This is a genomic window from Rhodococcus sp. LB1 (assembly GCF_001583455.1).
GTDB lineage: Bacteria > Actinomycetota > Actinomycetes > Mycobacteriales > Mycobacteriaceae > Rhodococcus_F > Rhodococcus_F opacus.
In genome coordinates, this window is the sequence record NZ_LTCZ01000052.1 from 1 (window position 1) to 19086 (window position 19086).

The 19086-nt window shown below is 68.4% G+C and carries 21 protein-coding genes and 1 tRNA gene; 7 read left to right on the plus strand and 15 right to left on the minus strand.

All coding sequences use genetic code 11. The features are described from left to right. From AZG88_RS09530 to AZG88_RS09545, 4 genes are all read right to left on the minus strand, one after another. The coding region (locus AZG88_RS09530) for a DUF3145 family protein (protein ID WP_061697561.1) at positions 1-358 on the minus strand (358 nt) is incomplete at its 3' end. A 128-nt stretch (positions 359-486) separates the two neighbouring features. Further along, positions 487-1302, minus strand: coding sequence for a serine hydrolase domain-containing protein (locus tag AZG88_RS09535; RefSeq protein WP_061045268.1), 816 nt, complete (start codon positions 1300-1302; stop codon positions 487-489). 45 nt (positions 1303-1347) lie between these two features. Beyond that, a complete protein-coding gene (locus tag AZG88_RS09540) occupies positions 1348-2475 on the minus strand; it encodes an NDMA-dependent alcohol dehydrogenase (protein WP_005247847.1) in 1128 nt (375 codons plus the stop codon). Between the two features lie 110 nt (positions 2476-2585). Then, on the minus strand, positions 2586-3104 hold the full coding sequence (locus AZG88_RS09545; RefSeq protein ID WP_061045269.1) for a DinB family protein: 519 nt from the start codon (positions 3102-3104) through the stop codon (positions 2586-2588). Positions 3105-3503: 399 nt separating this feature from the next. On the opposite strand from AZG88_RS09545, the gene AZG88_RS53480 reads away from it, so the two are divergent. Next, positions 3504-3677: a hypothetical protein gene (locus AZG88_RS53480; protein WP_156517459.1), complete on the plus strand. Its 174-nt coding sequence runs from the start codon at positions 3504-3506 to the stop codon at positions 3675-3677. Here AZG88_RS53480 and AZG88_RS09550 read toward each other — a convergent pair. Further along, positions 3665-4147, minus strand: coding sequence for an adenosine-specific kinase (locus AZG88_RS09550; protein WP_005247855.1), 483 nt, complete (start codon positions 4145-4147; stop codon positions 3665-3667). The genes AZG88_RS53480 and AZG88_RS09550 overlap by 13 nt on opposite strands. 330 nt (positions 4148-4477) lie before the next feature. Between AZG88_RS09550 and AZG88_RS09555 the strand changes: the two genes are divergently transcribed. After that, the gene (locus tag AZG88_RS09555) at positions 4478-4708 is read left to right on the plus strand and encodes a DUF6480 family protein (protein WP_005247857.1); all 231 of its coding nucleotides are present in this window, start codon (positions 4478-4480) and stop codon (positions 4706-4708) included. Here AZG88_RS09555 and AZG88_RS09560 read toward each other — a convergent pair. Together AZG88_RS09560 and AZG88_RS09565 are read right to left on the minus strand one after the other, a co-directional pair. Beyond that, positions 4649-5818 carry an AI-2E family transporter gene (locus AZG88_RS09560; RefSeq protein ID WP_061697562.1) on the minus strand — a complete coding sequence of 390 codons (1170 nt, stop codon included), beginning with the start codon at positions 5816-5818 and terminating at the stop codon, positions 4649-4651. The genes AZG88_RS09555 and AZG88_RS09560 overlap by 60 nt on opposite strands. 125 nt (positions 5819-5943) lie before the next feature. Beyond that, a tRNA-Asn gene (locus AZG88_RS09565) sits at positions 5944-6016 on the minus strand. Between the two features lie 138 nt (positions 6017-6154). Between AZG88_RS09565 and AZG88_RS09570 the strand changes: the two genes are divergently transcribed. Further along, on the plus strand, positions 6155-6403 hold the full coding sequence (locus tag AZG88_RS09570; RefSeq protein ID WP_005247861.1) for a hypothetical protein: 249 nt from the start codon (positions 6155-6157) through the stop codon (positions 6401-6403). Positions 6404-6419: 16 nt separating this feature from the next. Here the strand turns inward: AZG88_RS09570 and dnaG are convergent, their stop codons facing one another. The 4 genes from dnaG to AZG88_RS09590 all read right to left on the minus strand — a co-directional run bounded on the left by dnaG (position 6420) and on the right by AZG88_RS09590 (position 11693). Beyond that, a complete protein-coding gene (gene dnaG / locus AZG88_RS09575; protein WP_005247864.1) occupies positions 6420-8354 on the minus strand; it encodes a DNA primase in 1935 nt (644 codons plus the stop codon). Positions 8355-8402: 48 nt separating this feature from the next. Then, a complete protein-coding gene (locus AZG88_RS09580; RefSeq protein ID WP_061045271.1) occupies positions 8403-9608 on the minus strand; it encodes a lipase family protein in 1206 nt (401 codons plus the stop codon). An 86-nt stretch (positions 9609-9694) separates the two neighbouring features. Next, positions 9695-10993: a deoxyguanosinetriphosphate triphosphohydrolase gene (locus tag AZG88_RS09585; RefSeq protein WP_005247870.1), complete on the minus strand. Its 1299-nt coding sequence runs from the start codon at positions 10991-10993 to the stop codon at positions 9695-9697. A 7-nt stretch (positions 10994-11000) separates the two neighbouring features. Beyond that, positions 11001-11693: a YdcF family protein gene (locus tag AZG88_RS09590; RefSeq protein WP_005247872.1), complete on the minus strand. Its 693-nt coding sequence runs from the start codon at positions 11691-11693 to the stop codon at positions 11001-11003. A gap of 69 nt (positions 11694-11762) precedes the next feature. On the opposite strand from AZG88_RS09590, the gene AZG88_RS09595 reads away from it, so the two are divergent. Beyond that, positions 11763-13820 (plus strand): TPM domain-containing protein, encoded by a 2058-nt coding sequence (locus AZG88_RS09595; RefSeq protein ID WP_061045273.1) that lies wholly within the window; start codon positions 11763-11765, stop codon positions 13818-13820. Between the two features lie 95 nt (positions 13821-13915). Then, positions 13916-14656, plus strand: a complete 741-nt coding sequence (locus AZG88_RS09600; protein WP_231913910.1) for a hypothetical protein — start codon at positions 13916-13918, stop codon at positions 14654-14656. Positions 14657-14663: 7 nt separating this feature from the next. On the opposite strand, the gene AZG88_RS09605 is transcribed toward AZG88_RS09600, so the two are convergent. Then, complete coding sequence (locus AZG88_RS09605; RefSeq protein WP_005247885.1) at positions 14664-16055, minus strand: glycine--tRNA ligase; 1392 nt, start codon at positions 16053-16055, stop codon at positions 14664-14666. A gap of 220 nt (positions 16056-16275) precedes the next feature. Here AZG88_RS09605 and AZG88_RS09610 point away from each other — a divergent pair, with 220 nt between their 5' ends. Together AZG88_RS09610 and AZG88_RS09615 are read left to right on the plus strand one after the other, a co-directional pair. Beyond that, entirely contained in the window at positions 16276-16620 is a 345-nt protein-coding gene (locus tag AZG88_RS09610; RefSeq protein WP_025432915.1) for an ArsR/SmtB family transcription factor, read from the plus strand. A gap of 5 nt (positions 16621-16625) precedes the next feature. Further along, complete coding sequence (locus AZG88_RS09615; protein WP_005247888.1) at positions 16626-17051, plus strand: Fur family transcriptional regulator; 426 nt, start codon at positions 16626-16628, stop codon at positions 17049-17051. 3 nt (positions 17052-17054) lie between these two features. Here AZG88_RS09615 and AZG88_RS09620 read toward each other — a convergent pair whose 3' ends face one another. The 3 genes from AZG88_RS09620 to recO are packed head-to-tail and all read right to left on the minus strand — an operon-like array spanning position 17055 to position 19043. Then, positions 17055-17456, minus strand: coding sequence for a hypothetical protein (locus AZG88_RS09620; protein WP_005247889.1), 402 nt, complete (start codon positions 17454-17456; stop codon positions 17055-17057). Beyond that, positions 17453-18262 (minus strand): isoprenyl transferase, encoded by an 810-nt coding sequence (locus AZG88_RS09625; protein WP_037226677.1) that lies wholly within the window; start codon positions 18260-18262, stop codon positions 17453-17455. Before AZG88_RS09625 ends, AZG88_RS09620 begins: the two co-directional genes overlap by 4 nt. Further along, on the minus strand, positions 18228-19043 hold the full coding sequence (recO, locus tag AZG88_RS09630; protein ID WP_061697563.1) for a DNA repair protein RecO: 816 nt from the start codon (positions 19041-19043) through the stop codon (positions 18228-18230). The genes AZG88_RS09625 and recO overlap by 35 nt, the downstream gene beginning before the upstream one ends. Positions 19044-19086 lie beyond the last annotated feature (43 nt).

Genomic DNA, 19086 nt, shown 5'->3' on the forward strand with positions numbered 1-19086 from the left:
CCCCCACGACGACATCGCCGTTCGCACTGGTGGACCCGTGCCACAGACCCATGCCGGGCACGTGGCTGTACCGCTCGCCGTCCACGCCCTCACTGGCGTCCTCGGTGACCTCGAACCGCAGCATCGGCCAGGCGCGAAGCGCGTTGACCAGCCGCGAGGCGGTGCCGACAGGCCCCACCCAGCTGGTGGTCGCGCGCAGAACGCCGTTGGAGGCCGGCTGCGAGGTCCATTTCAGGTTGGCTCGGCAGTCGAGGGTCGCGGTCAACGCCCACTCGATATGGGGGCACAACGCGGCGGGCGACGAGTGGATGTAGACAACACCAGCCGTCGCGTCCGCGAACTGATTCAATGCGCGCACTCGAGCCTCCTGCTTCGACGAGGGACGTCTTCCCCAACGGCCTCAGTCGGTGTGTGCAGCACGCTCGGTTGACCAGTGTGCCTTGTGATGCCTGTGTTGCGCCAGTGATTCGAGCAATCGGTGTGTCATCATCTTCTGCGTTCCGAGAGGATACCGTCGCTCAGCTCGGTCCACAGGGGCTTGGCCCAGTCGCCGAAATCCCGGTCCGTCAACGCGACGCACGCCAGTCCGGCGGCCGGATCGACCCACAGGAATGTGCCGGACTGACCGAAGTGGCCGAACGTCCGCGGCGAGTTCCCGGTGCCCGTCCAGTGCGGGCTCTTGTCCGAACGGATCTCGAATCCCAGACCCCAGTCGTTGGGCCGCTGTGAGCCGTATCCGGGCAGGATTCCGTCCAGTCCGGGAAACTGCACGGATGTGGCGTCCGTGAACGTCTGAGGCGAAATGAGGGCCGGGCGGAACAGTTCTGCTGCGAACAGGCCGAGATCGCCCGCCGACGCCTGCGCTCCGTGGCCGGCGGGCCCGACGAGCGCGGACGCGCCCATCGACAGTGGCGCGAAGACGGATTCCGCGACGTAGGAGGCGAAATCGATCGACGTCTCGGCGGTGAGGAAGTCGGCGAGCAACTCGTAGCCGGCGCTCGAGTAGATCCGCTTGCGCTCCGGTGCCGTCTGCACACGGTTCGCGTCGAACGCCAGACCCGACGCGTGCGCCAGCAGGTGACGCACCGTCGAGCCCTCCGGGCCTGCGGGCTGGTCGAGTTCGACGGCCCCCTCCTCGGTGGCCACCAGGACTGCGTACGCGCAGAGCAGTTTGGTCACCGAGGCCAGGGGGAAGACTCGCTGCTGGTCGCCGTACTCGCCGATCACCCCTTCGTCGCGCGACAGGACCACCGCCGCAGCGTTGTCCACGGGCCATCGGGCAATCTGATCGAGACTCTGCACCCGGTCAGCCTACGAGAGCGGCCCGCGGTCAGCTGCGGCGAGCCGTCACCAGTCGGCTTCGGTGTACCGGATGACGCCGCGAATGTTCTTGCCGTCGAGCATGTCCTGATACCCGTCGTTGACACCTTCGAGGGTGTAGGTGCGGGTGATCATGTCGTCGAGGTTCAGCTGCCCCGACTTGTACATGGCCAGCAGGTTCGGGATCTCGACCCGGGCGTTTCCGCCGCCGAAGATGGTGCCCTTCAGGTCCTTCTGCAGCATCGAGAAGAGGAACAGGTTCAGCTTGACGTCCATGTCGGTCATCGCGCCCATGGCCGTGACGACACACGTGCCGAACTTGCTGGTGAGCAACAGGGCTTCCTCGACGTATTCGCCGTGCATCTCCCCGACCGTGATGATCGTCTTCTGCGCCATCAACCCGTTGGTGAGCGCGATGATCGGCTCGATTGCGGCCGCGGCACTCTCGAACGCGTGGGTGGCCCCGAACTTCAGCGCCTGTTCCCGCTTCCACGGCACCGGGTCGATGGCGAAGATCTGGCGCGCCCCGGACGCCACCGCGCCCTGCAGTGCGCTCATGCCCACGCCGCCGACACCCATGATGACGACGGATTCGCCCGGCTTCACCTCCGCCATCCGCGTGGCCGAACCCCACCCGGTGGGTACGCCGCAGCCGACCAGCGCGGCGACGTCGAACGGAATGTCCTTGTCGATCTTCACGACCGACGTCTCGTGCACGACCATGTACGGCGAGAACGTCCCGAGGAGACACATGGGGATGACGTTCTCGCCGCGCGCGTGGATGCGGAAGGTGCCGTCGCTGATCGCCAGCCCGCTCAGGAGTCCCATCCCGAGGTCACAGAGATTCTGGTGTCCCGCCGAGCACGCCGGACAGCGTCCGCAGGCGGGCACGAACGAGAGCACGACGTGGTCGCCCACTTCGAGGTCCTTCACCTCCGGCCCCAGTTTGGTGATGACGCCGGACCCTTCGTGCCCGCCCATCACCGGGAAGGACGCCATCGGCATCGAACCGGTGACGATGTGGTGGTCGGAGTGGCACATTCCGGCGGCTTCCATGCGAATCTGCACCTCGCCCGCAACCGGATCGCCGATCTCGATCTCCTCGACCGACCACGGCTCGTTCAGGCCCCACAGGATCGCACCCTTGGTCTTCATGTGACTCCCAACCCTTCATTCATGTCTGCGCATCTGCTGATGTGACGATAGACACAAACGGTCCGAATTGGAACACGTTCTACCGAATCGGGTCCGGGAATCCGAAACTGTTACCCCGACACGTCGTGGAGATGGTGGATCGGATCGTGGACGAAGTACTTGGCCAGCGACTCCACCGAGAAGGATGCGCCGTCGCTCCGCCGTCCGGTCCGCACCCGGAATTCCGGCGCGACGGCCTCGAAGTCGTCCGCCACCGCCGCGCCGGCCGCACGCAGCTCGGCGTCCACGACGGCCGGATCCTGCTCGTTGTAGCGCTCGGCGACCGCGGTCTCGTCCTGATCCCAGTTCGGGAACAGTGGGTCCGTCTCATCGAGCATGAGCCGGAGCCGGACGTCGAAGATCCGGAACACGTCGCGAACGTGTGCGGCGTACTCGAGCGCCGACCACGTCTGCTCGTCCGGCCGGACCGTCACATCGGGGCGGGTGAGGACCGGCGACCATGCCTCCGCGTTCGCCCGGACCAGCGCCGGAATGTCCTCGTACCGGGTTGCCGCCGAGTCGAACCCGCAGTCGGGGCACGCCCGGTCGAGGACCCACGTCCAGTTCTTCGTGTCGGGAGTGATCGCCATGGCCGTCATCGTAGAGCGACCACAGATCCCGACCCGCGAGTGCCGCGGTGCGGAATTCGGCGGTTCGCCGTCGACGCGTCACATCGCCGAGGGTTACGGGTTCGCGATGGACCGATTCCGCCGAGCAACTCCCGATTGCCTGGGAACGCGTCGATCCGCCGGCCTAGTCCGGGCCGATAACCAGTGCAGGATCATCGGCGTTCCGAAGCAGCGGTCCTGCCGGATTCTCCCGCACAACACTGAACGCTCGACTGCTCGAGTCGATGTTTCCTGACAACAGTCTGTCCATCTACCGTGAAAAGCGGTCAGAGCGTAGGTAGTCCCCCGAAACATGGTTATCATCGGGCTATCAGAAGGGCCGCCGAGTCGCGCCTCTATGACGGAGAGGGCACACTTCCCATGGATGCACATCAACTGTTCGCGGCAGTCTCGAGGCTGACGGAGAAGCTGTTCCCCCGCGAACGTCGTTCGCATACCACCCGTGCCCGCACTCAGGTGAACGTATCCCCGGATGCGACGCCCGCTGCCGCGACGCCGGACACCACCGAGCACCCGATCGTTCAGAGCTTGTAACCGATCGTCCGGAGCAACGCCTTGCGGTCGGCGACGTCGGCATCGGTCTCGACACCGGCGGGTGGGCGACCGTCGATCACGCCGGCAATCCCCCGGCCGAGTTCCGTCTCCGCCACGATGATTTCGACGGGGTTGGCGGTGGCACAGAAGATGCCGCACACCTCCGGCACCTGCTTCAGTGTGTTCAGGACGTTCACCGGGTAGCCGTCCTCCAGGAACACGAAGAACGAGTGTCCTGCGCCGACAGCAACAGCGTTGCGGGTGGCCAACTCGACGAGACGGTCGTCGTTGCCGGAACAGCGCACGAGGCGAGGCCCCGAGGCTTCGCAGAACGCGATACCGAACCGGATGTGGGGGCTCACTCCCACCAGCGCCTCGTGCACGTCCTCGACGGTCTTGATGAAGTGGGACTGTCCGACGATCACGTTCATGTCGTCGGGCTTGTCGATCGCCACAACCTGAAGCTCCACGATGGCCTCCTCGAATGCCTTTCAGTCTGCCCCGCTCCGGCACGGAGAACAACGACGTAGCGGGCGTTCGACATCGGGGGTCCGCGGAAAACGGTGACTGAGCTACCGCCCCATCGCCGCACTACGCGTGATCGCGGCGTGCCGATGTTACCGTGCGCCCGCCGCGGGCGCGTAGCCGGGACGAACCCGCCCTGACAGGACTTTTCGTGGTCGGCGGACCACATCGGTGTCCCGACGTGGACGCTGCCTCGTCACCGTGTGTGCGAACGCGCCTCCCGGGGTACGCGGATGTGATCCGCACTGCGGAGGACTATGAGACGGGAGCACAGGATGAGCGTCGAACGACCAGGACCGGAACCGGAAGATGCGCCGGCGCTCGACGACGGAGGGGGCGTTCAGCCGGGTGACACGCCACCGGATGCCGGCCAGACCTCGGGGTTGTCGCATCCGCAGCCGATGCCGGGCCGGACGGTGCCGATCCTCGCGTTCATCGTGGTCGGGCTACTCGTCCTCGCGGTCGCGGCCTTCTTCGTCGCCCGCGTGTTCGCGTTGTTCGACTGAGGTGACCGGCGCCGGTGCGTCGGCGACGAGTTCGTACCGTCGCCCGTACGTTTCGACGAGGGCCTCGATCGCGGCGACCACCGGCACCGACACCAGGGCGCCGACCGGGCCGAACAGCGAGGCGCCCACGATCACCGATCCGAACGCGACCGCGGGGTGGATCGAGACTGTCGCGGACGTGATGCGCGGGTGCAGCACGTAGTTCTCGATCTGCTGGTAGACGGTCCCGAACACGATCACCCACACACCGTCCATCGGCTGGGACGCCGCCGCGATGATCGCGGGGAGCGCGATCGCGAGGTAGGTGCCCAGGGTGGGGACGAACTGCGAGACGATGCCGGTCCACAACGCCAGCGGCAGCCAGTAGGGCACGCCGATCGCCACGAGGAAGATGCCCGTGGCGACCGAACTCACCGCAGCGAGGATCAGCCGCGACACCACGTATCCGCCGGCCTTCTCGACCGAGATCTCCCAGACCACCGAGATGACTCGCTGTTGCCGCGCCGGAAACCAACTCGAGATCGTGCGGCGAAGCGCAGGCCCCTGCGCGGACATGTAGAACACGAACAGCAGCAGCGTCAGCATCTGGAATACGACGCCGAGCAGCGAGGACAACACGCCCAGCACTCCCGGCGTGAATCGTTCGGCGAGGTCTCGGATGGTTTCGGGCGTGAGGCGGATGAGGTCCTCACCGGTCGCGAAGTCGGTGTCGAACACACGATTGGACCAGTCGGTCACCGAGGACAGCGCGTCCGGCAGCGCCTTGAGGAGCTGGGCGAGTTGCTGCGCGAGCAGGGTCCCGAACAGGGCCAGGAAGCCGATCGCGAAGACGAACAGTGCGAACAGCACCAGCCCGGTGGCGGCTCCGCGCCGCAACCCCCGGCGCTCGAGCCAGTCGACGACTGGTTCGAGGGTGATACTGAACAACCACGCGAGGAACAGCAATTCCAGGAATCCGCGCAGGTTGACGAACAGCCATCCCGACAATTGGTAGGCGGCGACGGCCAGCAGAACGTAGAGAATCGAGGGCAGCAGCCACCGCGGGGCATCGCGGGTGCCGAAGCGCCCGATCGACCCTGTCCGCTCGGTTTCGCCGCCGTCCTCGCTCATCGCACACCCCGCGGTCGATTGCTGCCGATACAGCGGGAATGTACTCGTCCGGGAGGGCGCACCGATCCGAATTGGCCGGGCGCAGCAGAAAACCCCGCCCGGATGAACCGGGCGGGGTTTCGATGCTCCCCCGGCTGGACTCGAACCAGCAACCGTCCGATTAACAGTCGGAAGCTCTGCCAATTGAGCTACAGGGGATTATTCTGCTGTGCTTCGCCGTTCCCGGCGATGCGAGAGAAACTGTAGCGCATAGCCCCACCCCAGTACCAAATCGCCTGCCTGTCGACGCATCAGGCAGGATGGGTGCAGGTCGTTGTGCGTCGGGAGGAAGCGGGAATGATGCGGTTGTTGATCGGTATCGCTGCGGGGTACGTGCTGGGTACGCGAGCAGGACGTGCGCGCTACGAACAGATCAGCCGGGCCACCAAGGCCGTGGCCACCAGCCCGGCCACGAGGAAGGTGCTGCAGATGTCGCGTCAGAAGCTGTCCGACTCCCTGAACACTCAGCCGAAGCTCGAGCCCATGAAACCGCTCGACGAGGAAACGACCATCCTGGTTCCCCAGGATCAGCTCAAGAAGAAGTAGCCGGGCAGCGGCCGGTTCAGCCGGCCATCCCGTCCCGGTTGGTGTCGCCGATCGCCTGATCGAGCAGGCTGCGGCGGTACTGCTCCAGGGCAACGAGGTCGCCGAGCAGCGAATGGAACTCGTCCGACGCCGTCGCCGGTGAGATGCGCTGCAGCTTGGACTTCAGTTCCGCCACCTGCTCTCCCACCCACACCTCCTGCAGGCGTGCGATCACGCCGGAGATGTATCGCGGCACGGTGTCCTCTTCGGCGGGCAACGGCTCGACGGCGAGTTCCGACACGAGGGACGCCGCGGTGACGTCGTCGACTCCGCGGCTGACCGCGTCGACCCACTCGCCGCCACCGAGTCCTGCGCTGGTGCCGCCGGACGCGATCATCGACTCACGGATCACGACGTACGTCGGATGGGTGAACGTCTCCACCGGCAGCGAGTCGAACACGGTGCCCGCGATCGCCGGGTACTGCAACGCGCCCTTCAGTGCCTCGCGCTGCGCCCACAGCGTCGGATCGTTCGGCCGGGGCCGCGAGAGGCCGACCGGCAACTGCGGTGTGTCCTGGTCCTCGTCCCGGGAGGCCTTCTTCTTCAGCGGCGCAGGCAGCGACCCGCGGGTGGACGCCCGCTTGCGCGCCTCGTCCCGCACCCGCTGCCGGACGGCGGCGATGTCGTCCCAGCCCACCCAGCCGGACAACTGGACGGCGTAGCTGTCACGCAGCGTCGCTTCCTTGATCTGGGCGACCACCGGCACGGTGCGCCGCAGCGCCTCGACCCGGCCCTCGGCGGTCTCGAGGTCGTGCTCGGTGAGGATCGACTTGACCACGAACTCGAACATCGGTGTGCGACGCGCCACCAGGTCGCGGACCGCGGCGTCACCGGACTTCTGCCGCAACTCGCACGGGTCCATGCCCTCGGGTGCCACGGCGACGAAGGTCTGCCCGGCCATCTTCTGGTCACCCTCGAACGCCTTCATCGCCGCGGCCTGGCCGGCGGCGTCGCCGTCGAACGTGTAGATGATCTCGCCGCGAAAGTAGCTGTCGTCCATCAGCAGTCGCCGCAGCATCGCGAGGTGGTCCTCACCGAACGCGGTGCCGCAGGCGGCGACGGCGGTCTTGACCCCGGCCAGGTGCATCGCCATGACATCGGTGTATCCCTCGACCACCACGGCCTGATGCCCCTTGGCGATGTCGCGCTTGGCGAGGTCGAGCCCGAACAGCACCTGAGACTTCTTGTACAGCATGGTTTCCGGCGTGTTGACGTACTTGCCGGGCATGGTGTCGTCGTCGAACAACTTGCGGGCACCGAACCCGATGACGTCGCCGGACAGGTTGCGGATCGGCCAGAGCAGGCGCCGGTGGAAGCGGTCGATGTGACCACGGCGCCCGGCCTTCGACAGGCCCGCGGCCTCGAGCTCCTTGACGTCGAAACCCTTGCCCAGCAGGTGCTTGGTGAGGATGTCCCAGCCGTCGGGTGCATACCCGCACCCGAACTGCTGCGCGGCCTGCGCGTCGAAGTTCCGTTCCGTCAGGTAGTCGCGGGCCGCCTGCGCGTCGGGCTCCTGCAGGCGCGCCGAGTAGAACTCCTGTGCGGCCGCGTTGGCCGCGACCAGACGGGAGCGGGTGCCGCGGTCGCGTTGCACCGAGGTGCCGCCGCCCTCGTACGAGATGGAGTAGTTCAACCGGTCGGCGAGCTGCTCGACGGCCTCGACGAAACTGATGTGGTCGATCTTCTGGAGAAACGAGTAGACGTCGCCGCCCTCGCCGCACCCGAAGCAGTGGTAGTGCCCGTGGTTGGGCCGCACGTGGAACGACGGCGACTTCTCGTCGTGGAACGGGCACAGCCCCTTCATGGAGTCGCCGCCCGCGCGCTTGAGGGAGACGTACTCCCCCACGATGTCCTCGATCCGTGTGCGCTCGCGAATGGCCGCAACGTCACGATCAGGGATTCTGCCAGCCACGGAGGACAGTCTAGGCGCTCTTCCGCAGTCCGAACTTCCGCCTCGGTGTCAGCAGTTCGACGGGGCGGGAATCCCGGCGAATCGGTCGCCGAGATAGCCGAATGCGGGGCCGGCACCGAGCATGGTGGCGGTGCCGTGGTCGGCGCCCGGGATCACGTCGAACTGCACGCGCGCACCCTGTGAGCAGTACCGGGCGACGGTGTTCTGCACCGGCCCGATGGCGACGAGGGGGTCCGCACTGCCGTGCCAGACGAACATCGGCGTCCTCGGGACTCCCGGATACAGTTCGACGCTGTTCTCGTCCATCACCGAGCGGCCGGACGGATCGGCGAGGATCCCGGGACCGTTGGTCAGGTCGGGCAGCGACCTCCCCGCACCGGCGCCGAGGATCGAGTCGGTGCACATGTTGCTCATCTGCGTGCGGAGGTCGAGTCCCTCACCGTTGAGGCCGTCCCCCAGCGGTGAACGCGTCGGGTATTCACGCTCGAGCCCGATGGCGGCCGCGAAACCCAGGCCGAACGCCTGCGAGCGGGTGCCGCCCAGACGGTCGGCCAGTTCACCGATGTTGACCGGTGTGCCGCCCTGGGCGGCGCCGACGATGTTCAGTTCCGGGGCGTAGGTGGGTGCGAGCGCCGCGGCCCAGTTGGTCGCCATGGCGCCGCCCGAGTAGCCGGCCAGCCCGACCGGACTGCCTCCGAGTCCGGCCTCCGGGAGCCGCTGCGCGGCGCGGACGCCGTCGAGGACGAGGCGGCCGCCGAGTTTCGCGGCCCCGTACGCGCTGGTCGGTCCGAGGTGGTCGGGCACGGCGACGGCCCAGCCCCGCGCGAGCAGGGCGTTGAGGGCGGGCCCCTCCTGGATTCCGCCGTTGAACAGCTGATGCGACGGCGCGCACTCGAGCCCGAGCGCGTTGACGAACGGCTGATAGGACACCAGCGGCCGGTTCGCGGGAGTGCCGCGAGGTACCAGCACCGTGGTGATCGCGGCGATGGGCGCTCCGGCGGAGTTGGTCGACTTGTACTTCACCTGCCAGGCGTCGGCGGTGGGGAAACCGGTGGCGGCGACCGGTCGGCTCGCCAGCACGTCACCGTCGGCGCGGGCCCTGACGTCGGCGGGCGCACCGTAGAACGGATCTGGGTCCGCGAACGGGTACACGGGCGCGGCCTGTGCCGCGGGTGGGGCCGGCAGGGCGGCGCCGACCGCCACCGCCAGCGCTGCGGACGTCGAACCGATGATCTTGCGCACTGCAGACTTCATCCGGTCTCCCTGACCATTGGGTGCAAGCTGTCTGTAGACCTATTCGTAGCACCGCGGTGGCCGGACGGGTCCGACTTCCGGCTTTGTCAGCCCCAGCTCGCCTGGGCTCCGAGACTGGACTTGTCGACGCGTTCGAGCCGGCTCTCGGTGTAGGAGGCGATCTGGTCGACGACGACCCGGACGCGTGCGGGATCGTCGGCCGCCGCGTTCCAGGCGGGAATCAGGATCGGGTCGAGACCGGCGGGTGCGGTCGCGAGCAGCCATTCGGCGACGCGGTGCACGCGGTCACGCTGGCGTGCCTGGCGTGCCCGGTGGCCGGCATCCGACATCACGTAGTTCAGCGCGAACGTCTTGAGCAGCGCCACCTCCGCCGCGACGACCGGCGGGACCACCAGGTCGGCGTCGTACCGGGCGACCGGCTTGTCGCCGTGGACGTCGCGGGTCCCGATGATCGCGGCGGTCGCGAACCGGCCAACCAGTTCGCTGGTGAGGTTCTTCAGGGCGACCGAACTGGTGAGCGTGCCGTCGTAGCTGCCCACCTCGACGACGACGGGCAGAAGACTCAACCGCGTCGCGGCCTCGACCAGGTCCTCGACGTCGAGTCCCGGGAACTCCGACGCACCGAACTCGGCGAGGGCCCGCTGGTCCACCGGATCGGCCAGTGAACGCAGATCGATGCGGCCGTCGATCACGCCGTCCTCGACGTCGTGCACGGAGTAGGCGACGTCGTCGGCCCAATCCATGACCTGCGCCTCGAGGCATTGGTGGCCGTCGGGGGCGCCCTCGCGGATCCACGCGAGCACGTCGGCGTCGTCGTCGTAGGCCCCGAACTTCGCGCCGGGGCGCGGCCGGGTCCACGGGTACTTGATCGCCGCGTCCAGCGACGCGCGGGTCAGGTTGAGCCCGGCACTGCTCCCGTCGGGGTACAGCACCTTCGGTTCGAGGCTCGTGAGGATGCGCAGATTCTGGGCGTTGCCCTCGAACCCGCCGCAGCTTTCTGCGACCTCGTCGAGGGCCTTCTCCCCGTTGTGACCGTACGGCGGGTGACCGATGTCGTGCGCGAGGCCGGCGAGGTCCACCAGATCGGGATCGCAGCCGAGACCGTCGGCGATCCCGCGGCCGATCTGCGCCACCTCGATCGAGTGCGTCAACCGCGTCCGCGGAGTGTCACCGTCCCGGGGGCCCACCACCTGGGTCTTGTCCGCGAGTCTGCGGAGCGCGGCCGAGTGCTGGACGCGGGCGCGGTCGCGGGAGAAGACGGATCGGTGTTGCGCGGCCGCGATCTGGCTGCCCGGGATTCCCGCCCGTTTCGGTGCCTCGCGGACCCGGCGGGCGACGTCGTGCGCGGAGTACACGTCGCCGAGGGGTGTCGTGTGTGCTGTCATCGAATGTCTACTGTCCCGCCGTGTAGGGGAAGTCGGCCGAGAAGTGGGTGAGCTGGTACCAAATCAACGCCCCTGTCTCCCGGGCGATTCCGTGCAACTGAGATTCGCGGGTGAACACGGCGGGCCCCTGGCGGGTGGGCGCCGTCCAGGCGTCGAGTCCGGCGTCGCGTGCCATCGTCCGCGTTCGCAGCGAATGCCAGGGGTCGCTGACCAGGACCGCCGAATCGATGCCCTGCTCCCCCATCGCCTCACTCACCGCCTCGATGCTGAGCAGGGTGTCGGACCCCTCCTCGACCGCGGTGATGCTGTCGGCGGGGACGCCGCGCGAGATCAGATAGTTCTTGCCGGACGCCGCCTCGGTGTACTCGTCGCCCTCCTGCTTGCCGCCGACCGTGATGACCTCGGGGGCCACCCCACGCTCGTACAGCTTGTACGCCTGCTCGAGCCGGGCTTCGAACACCGACGACGGTGTTCCCGAGTACTGGGCGGCGCCGAGCACGACGATCGCGTCGGCGGCCGACGTGTCGTCGATCCGCGCGACCTGCCACACCCGGACCGCGGTGCCCAGCACCAGCGCGGCGGCGAGGAGGACCACGCCGGCGATGATCCGGCGGGTCCACCGGGCCAGCGTGCCGGCGAACCCCAGGCGCGCAGGACGGCGCGGGAGGTCGTGGCGTTCACGGCTCGGTGCAGAATTCACTCCCTGATTCTGCCAGCTGTCGCCGAACTGTCCCGATGACGACTCGCCACACCCGATAGATTTGCTGCCATGCCACTCGCACCGCGCCTCGAGCAGACGCCGTCGTCCCGCCCCCGACTTCCCCGCGCTCGGCGGTTCGCCGCCCTCGGCGCCGTCTCCGCACTCGTGACTCTCGTGGCGATCCTCTTCTCTCCCGCGATTGCCTCGGCGGACGCACCGTTCCGTCTTCCCGGCCAGATCACGGACACCGTCGGCGTGCTCGACGCCGACCAGCAGAGCGACGTCCAGGCCGCGATCGACCAGCTGTACGACGAGCACAAGGTGCGGTTGTGGGTGGTGTACGTTCCCGACTTCAACGGTCTCGGCGCCGGCCCGTGGGCGGATCAGACTGCGCAGGCCTCCTCGCTCGGCGACCGCGACGCTCTGCTCGCGGTCGCGACGGTCGACCGCGAGTATGCCCTCATCGCGCCGGACGGACTGTCGGAGATCACCAGCGACGAGGCCGAGTCGATCCGGGTGGACGCGGTGGAACCCGCCCTGCGCGAGGAGGATTGGGCCGGAGGCGCCATCGCCGCGGCGGGCGGCCTGGGCGACGCGATGTCTCCGGGCCAAGGAATGTCGGTGCGCACACTGCTGATCGGCGGCGGTGTGGTCGTCGTGGGTGCGGGTGGCGTCGTGCTCTATTCGCGGAAGAAGAAGCACGACCGCACCCGGGCCGGTATCGAGGCGGCGCGCAGCATCAGCCCCGAGGACACGGCCGCGTTGACGGCGCTCCCGCTGCCGACCCTGGACGAGCGCGCCAAGGAGGTACTCGTCGAGACCGACGACGCGCTGCGCACGAGCCAGGAGGAACTCGACCTGGCCCGCGGCGAATTCGGCGAGCAGGCCACGGCGTCGTTCACGGCGGCGTTCGACACGGCGAGGGCGACACTCGCGGCCGCGTTCACCGTCCGTCAGCGACTCGACGACGCGATCCCCGAGACCCCGCAGCAGCAGCGGGAAATGCTCATCGACATCATCACCTCGTGCGGGCGCGCCGACCGCGAACTCAACGAGCGGGTCCAGGAGTTCGACGGGCTCCGGGACCTGCTGATCAACGCCCCCGACCGGCTCGACGCGCTCACCCGGGACATGGTCGCGCTGACCGTGCGCATCCCCGACTCCACACAGACCCTCGCCACCTTGCAGACCGAATTCCCGGCCGCCGCACTCGCTTCCGTCGCCCACAACGTGACGATGGCGGAGGAGCGGCTCGCGTTCGCGGAACGGGCCGTGGCCGACGGCAGGGACGCGATCGCCCTGCCGCCCGGAAAACAGGGACCTGCGGTGTCGGCGATCCGCGGAGCCGAGGGCGCCCTCGAACAGGCCCGGACGCTACTCGACGCCGTCGACCACGCCGCGGAGGACATCCGGCACGCCATCGCCACGCTGCCGGCCGCGATCACCGACGTGGAGGCCGGGATTGCGGCCGCGGCCCAGTTCACCGAGCAGGGTGGGGACCGGCTCGCGTCGGCCCGCGCCGCGGCCGAGGCAGCACTGGCGGCGGCCCGCACCGCCGCCGACACCGACCCGCTCGGCAGCTTCACCCAGATCGTCAAGGCAGACGCGGAACTCGACGCCGTCCTCGCCGAGGCGCAGGAATCCCGGCAGCAAGCCGAGCGTGCGCAGCAGCGTCTCGAGCAGGACATCGTGGCCGCGCAGTCGCAGGTCACGGCGGCGTCGGATTTCATCGGCACCCGACGTGGCGCGGTGGGAGCGGACGCCCGGACCCGCCTGACCGAGGCGCAGCGGCACCTGGCGGGCGCGCAGCAACTCCGCGCCACCGACGCCTCCCGCGCGCTTCAGCACGCTCAGGCCGCGGCCGGCCTGGCGGCCGACGCACTGCGCCTGGCGCAGAACGACGTGAGCCGTTGGGAGTCCCGCCAGCGCCCCGGACCCGGAAGCGGTGGCGGGAATGCCACCGGAGCGATCCTCGGCGGCATCCTGATCGACAGCATCCTGCGCGGCGGATTCAGCGGCGGCGGTAATTGGGGAAGCCGGGGCTCCGGCGGCGGGCGCAGCAGCGGCCCGCGGTCCTTCGGCGGGCCGAGCAGCTCCGGCCGGATAAGTGGGGGCGGCCGATTCTGACGTCCTCCCGAGTCTTCGTCGCACTCGCCTGCGTCGCGGCCACCGCCTGCGGCGTCCTGTCGGGCTGCGCGGGCGGGGACCCGACCGAGGGCGACGTGATCCCGCTGTCGGCCGAGGCCTATCGCAGCCGGGAGGACGACGCGGCGGGTGGGCGGATTCACGTGCGGATAGCGAACACCGGCGATGCGCCCGTCGCCGTGACATCCGTGGCGTTGGACAGTCCCGGCTTCGAGGCGGCGCCCGCGACCCGGCGCGAGGTCGAACTCGGCCCCGGCAACCGGATCGATGTCGAGGCCGAGTACGGCCCGGTTCGCTGCGACACGTCCCCGGAGCCGGCGTACGCCCTGATCGGTGTCGCCGATCGGGACGGCTCGCCCGTGCGGGTGCCGCTCGCCGCCCCCTACGACGTCCTCGCCCGTGTTCACGACGACGACTGCGCCGCACAGGATCTGGCGCGCGCCGTACCGGTGACACTGATCCCGGCGGCGGCTCCGCCCGAGCCGACCGCGCCTCTCCCCGCCCAACTGGTCGTGAGCCGGGGAACGGCGTCGGGTGACGTCCGGGTGGACGAGATCGGCGGCAGCGTCCTGTATGCGCTGCACGGTGCGCTGCCCGCCACCATGCGGGCGGACGAGGACCGGCTGAGCGTCGACATCACGATCGATGCGGCGCGCTGCGATCCCCATGCGCTCGCGGAAGCGAAGAAGCCCTTCGTCTTTCCGCTGTGGATCGCCGTCGGCTCCTCGGAACCGGAATACTCGCGCATCCCGGTGTCCGAGGAGAACCGGCGAATCCTGACGAACTATCTGACCGTCACCTGCGGCGCGCGCAGGTGACGGCGGATCAGGAACCGATGAGGCGCTGCGCCAGGTAGCCCTCGACCTGGTCGAGCGCGACCCGCTCCTGAGCCATGGAGTCACGCTCACGCACGGTCACGGCGTGGTCCTCGAGCGTGTCGAAGTCCACGGTGATGCAGAACGGTGTGCCGATCTCGTCCTGACGGCGGTAGCGGCGGCCGATCGCGCCGGCGTCGTCGAACTCGACGTTCCAGTGCTGGCGGAGCGTCGCGGCGAGATCCTTGGCCTTGGGCGTCAGGTCCGCGTTACGCGACAGCGGCAGCACCGCGGCCTTCACCGGGGCGAGACGACGGTCCAGACGCAGCACGGTGCGCTTGTCGACGCCGCCCTTCGCGTTCGGCGCCTCGTCCTCGGTGTACGCGTCGACGAGGAACGCCATCAGCGAACGCGTGAGACCGGCTGCCGGCTCGATGACGTACGGCGTGTAGCGCTCACCGGTGGCCTGGTCGTAGTAGTTGAGGTCGGTGCCGGAGTGCTTCGAGTGGGTCGACAGGTCGAAGTCGGTGCGGTTGGCCACACCTTCGAGCTCGCCCCACTCGCTGCCCTGGAAGTGGAAGCGGTACTCGATGTCGACGGTGCGCTTGGAGTAGTGCGACAGCTTGTCCTGGGCGTGCTCGTACAGGCGCAGGTTGTCCTTGTTGATACCGAGCCCGGTGTACCAGTCCATGCGGTAGTCGATCCAGTACTGGTGCCACTCTTCGTCCTCGCCGGGCTTGACGAAGAATTCCATCTCCATCTGCTCGAACTCGCGGGTGCGGAAGATGAAGTTTCCGGGCGTGATCTCGTTGCGGAAGCTCTTGCCGATCTGGCCGATGCCGAACGGCGGCTTCTTGCGCGACGTGGTGAGCACGTTCGCGAAGTTCACGAAGATGCCCTGCGCGGTCTCCGGGCGGAGGTAGTGCATGCCCTCTTCGCTCTCGACCGGGCCGAGGTACGTCTTGAGCATCATGTTGAAGTCGCGGGGCTCGGTCCACTGACCGACGGTGCCGCAGTCGGGGCAGCCCACGACGTCCATCGGGACGTCGTCCGGGTTGTCGAGCCCCTTCTTCTCCGCGTACGCCTCCTGCAGGTGGTCCTGGCGGTGACGCTTGTGACAGTTGAGGCACTCGACCAGCGGGTCGTTGAACACGCCGACGTGACCGGACGCCACCCACACCTCGCGCGGCAGGATGACCGAGGAGTCGAGGCCGACGACGTCCTCGCGGCTGGTGACCATGTTGCGCCACCACTGCTTCTTGATGTTCTCCTTGAGCTCGACGCCCAAGGGGCCGTAGTCCCAGGCCGACTTCGTGCCTCCGTAGATCTCACCGCACGGGTAGACCAGGCCACGACGCTTGGCGAGATTGACGACGGTTTCGACTTTGGACTTCGGTGCCACTCGGGTGCTCTCCATCTGGGTAATAGATGCATGGTTCACGTGCGCTTTTCGGAGCCCAGCCTATCTGCCCGACCGCAGTCGGTTCACCCACCCGGTTGACATGCGTATTCGTGCATATCAAAATGGAATCGATTTGCAATAAGGTGAGGGTGTCCTCCCGGGCCGACGGCCTCGCGGCCACGGTCCCGTCCATTGTCCGGCACACCGAAGGAGATCACTGGTGAGCGTCGTCGATCCCGGGGATCTGCATCCGTTCGAGGCGGCGGCGCCCGCCCCCGTGCCGTCGAAGGAGACCCTCGCGGCGGCCGGCGACATCCTGCGCGCCCTCGCGGCCCCCGTCCGGATCGCGATCGTCCTCCAGCTCCGCGAATCGGAACGGTGCGTGCACGAACTCGTCGGGGCACTCGGAGTCACCCAGCCACTGATCAGCCAGCATCTTCGCGTGCTCAAGGCCGCGGGAGTCGTGCGCGGCGAACGCACCGGACGTGAGGTCCTCTACCGCCTGGTGGACGACCACCTCGCCCACATCGTCGTGGACGCCGTCGCGCACGCCGAGGAAGGATAGAAGCCTTGACCCAGAACACCGGTCAGCGCAAGCCCGTCGTCGTGGGAGTACGCGCGACCAAGCAGCGCAGCGCCATCTCCGCGCTCCTCGACGACATCGAGGAGTTCCGGTCGGCGCAGGAACTGCACGACGAACTCCGCAAGCGCGGTGAGGGCATCGGGCTGACCACCGTCTACCGCACCCTGCAGACGCTCGCCGACGCCGGAACGGTCGACGTCCTGCGCACCGACACCGGCGAATCCGTGTACCGGCGCTGCTCGTCCGGACATCACCATCACCTGGTCTGCCGTGCCTGCGGCTACACCGTCGAGGTCGAGGGACCGACCGTCGAGCAGTGGTCGCAGTCGATCGCCGACGCCCACGGCTTCTCCGACGTCAGCCACACCATCGAGATCTTCGGCCTCTGCAAGGACTGCACCGCGACGCAGTGAGCGTCAGGGGATCAGCCCCTGCCGGGCGGTGTCCGCGCCGCTGAGCACGAGAAGCAGCATCGTGGTCAGTGCCTCGTCCTCGAGCCCGGCGGCGGGGAACGTGTAGCGCAGGATGACGTCCGCGAGCCGGCCGTGACCGAACACCGCGATCGAACCGAACTGCAGTGCGCTGTTCCGTTCCGCGACCTTCTTGTGCAGCGACGCGCTGACCGGCCGATCCCAGGCCAGCACGCACGTCATCGACAGCACGTCGAGGCCCTCGGTGAGGGTCATCGCACTGATCGAGCACAGCGCCCCGGCGTACTCGAAACTCAGCGAACCGTCCTCCGCCCGGGTGACGGTGGCGAAGTGCTCGAGCGCGTCCGCCGCCCGCGCCAGCAGCGCGGGCGCCCCGTCGACGGTCATTTCACCCCACCGAACCGACGGTCACGCGACGCGTACTCGACACACGCCGCCCACAGGTCCCGGCGGTCGAAATCGGGAAACAGCTTCTCCTGGTACACCATCTCGGCGTAGGCCGACTGCCAGATCAGGAAGTTGGACGTGCGCTGCTCGCCGGACGGCCGGAGGAACAGGTCGACGTCCGGCATGTCCGGCTCGTCGAGGTACCGGGCCACGGTCGCCTCGGTGATCTTCTCCGGGTCGAGTTGCCCCGCCGCGACCCGCCTGCCGATCTCCTTCGCCGCGTCCGCGATCTCCGCGCGCCCGCCGTAGTTGACGCACATGGTCAGGTTCATGACCGTGTTGTGCTTCGTGAGCTCCTCGGCGATCTCGAGTTCCTTGATGACGCTGCGCCACAGCTTGGGCCGGCGGCCCGCCCACCGCACGCGCACTCCCATCTCGTGCATCTCGTCGCGGCGACGGCGGATCACGTCGCGGTTGAAGCCCATCAGGAAGCGGACCTCCTCGGGGCTGCGCTTCCAGTTCTCGGTGGAGAACGCGTAGGCCGACAACCATTCGACGCCCATCTCGATGCACCCGCAGACAGCGTCCATCAACACGGCCTCGCCGCGTTCGTGGCCCGCGGTCCGGGGCAGTCCCCGCTCCTGCGCCCAGCGGCCGTTGCCGTCCATCACCAGCGCGATGTGCCGGGGCACGAGTTCGGGTTGCAGGCCCGGCGGGCGGGCGCCCGAGGGGTGCGGGTCCGGCGGCCGGATCTGGCGCTCGGCCCCGGAACTATGCGGGGCTCGAGGTTCGCGTCGTCGAATCACGGTCCCCATCCTGCCTGACCGAATCCTCCACCCCTACCGCCGCATGCGGTCGTGCGCGTTCGATCAGCGGGAGAGTGCGGAGTTGCCGTTCGAGGTGCCACTGCAGATGCGCCGCGACCAGACCGCTGGCCTGCCCCCGCAACGACTCGGGAACGTCCTCCGTGCTCGCCCAGTCGCCGCGGATCAGCGCATCCATCAAGTCGAGGACACCCGGTGACGGCGTGGCGGCGCCCGGCGGCCGGCAATGGACGCACACCGCTCCCCCGGCGGCCACGTGGAATGCCCGGTGCGGTCCGGGGGCGCTGCACCGCGCGCAGTCGTCGAGGGCGGGAGCCCACCCCGCAAAACCCATGGCCCGCAACAGGAAGGCGTCGAGGATCAGCTCGCACGAGCGGTTGTGCTCGGCGACGGCCCGCAGCGCCCCGACCGTCAGTCGATGCAGTTGCGGCGCCGGGGCCCGCTCCTCACCGGCGAGCCGCTCGGCGGTCTCGAGGATCGCGCACGCCGTGGTGTACCGGGAATAGTCGTCGACGATGTCGGTCGCGAATGCGTCGACCGTCTGGACCTGGGTGACGATGTCGAGGTTGCGGCCGGGGTAGAGCTGCACGTCGATGTGCGCGAACGGCTCGAGCCGGGCGCCGAACTTGGACTTCGTGCGGCGCACCCCCTTGGCGACCGCGCGCACCAGACCGTGCTGCCGGGTGAGGAGTGTGACGATACGGTCGGCCTCGCCCAGCTTGTGCTGGCGCAGCACCACCGCAGTGTCTCGATACAACCTCACCGGTCCAGTCTCCCACGTCGAGGCGACCGCATTCCGCAGGCCG

Excerpts from the sequence above, each read along its gene's own strand:
- AZG88_RS09585 (WP_005247870.1), bottom strand. The coding sequence starts at position 10,993 with ATGACAGCACACACGACACCCCTCGGCGACGTGTACTCCGCGCACGAC.
- AZG88_RS09620 (WP_005247889.1), bottom strand. The coding sequence starts at position 17,456 with ATGACCGTCGACGGGGCGCCCGCGCTGCTGGCGCGGGCGGCGGACGCG.
- AZG88_RS09560 (WP_061697562.1), bottom strand. The coding sequence starts at position 5,818 with ATGAGCGAGGACGGCGGCGAAACCGAGCGGACAGGGTCGATCGGGCGC.
- AZG88_RS09555 (WP_005247857.1), top strand. The coding sequence starts at position 4,478 with ATGAGCGTCGAACGACCAGGACCGGAACCGGAAGATGCGCCGGCGCTC.
- AZG88_RS09595 (WP_061045273.1), top strand. The coding sequence starts at position 11,763 with ATGCCACTCGCACCGCGCCTCGAGCAGACGCCGTCGTCCCGCCCCCGA.
- AZG88_RS53480 (WP_156517459.1), top strand. The coding sequence starts at position 3,504 with ATGGATGCACATCAACTGTTCGCGGCAGTCTCGAGGCTGACGGAGAAG.
- AZG88_RS09580 (WP_061045271.1), bottom strand. The coding sequence starts at position 9,608 with ATGAAGTCTGCAGTGCGCAAGATCATCGGTTCGACGTCCGCAGCGCTG.
- AZG88_RS09540 (WP_005247847.1), bottom strand. The coding sequence starts at position 2,475 with ATGAAGACCAAGGGTGCGATCCTGTGGGGCCTGAACGAGCCGTGGTCG.
- AZG88_RS09570 (WP_005247861.1), top strand. The coding sequence starts at position 6,155 with ATGATGCGGTTGTTGATCGGTATCGCTGCGGGGTACGTGCTGGGTACG.
- AZG88_RS09545 (WP_061045269.1), bottom strand. The coding sequence starts at position 3,104 with ATGGCGATCACTCCCGACACGAAGAACTGGACGTGGGTCCTCGACCGG.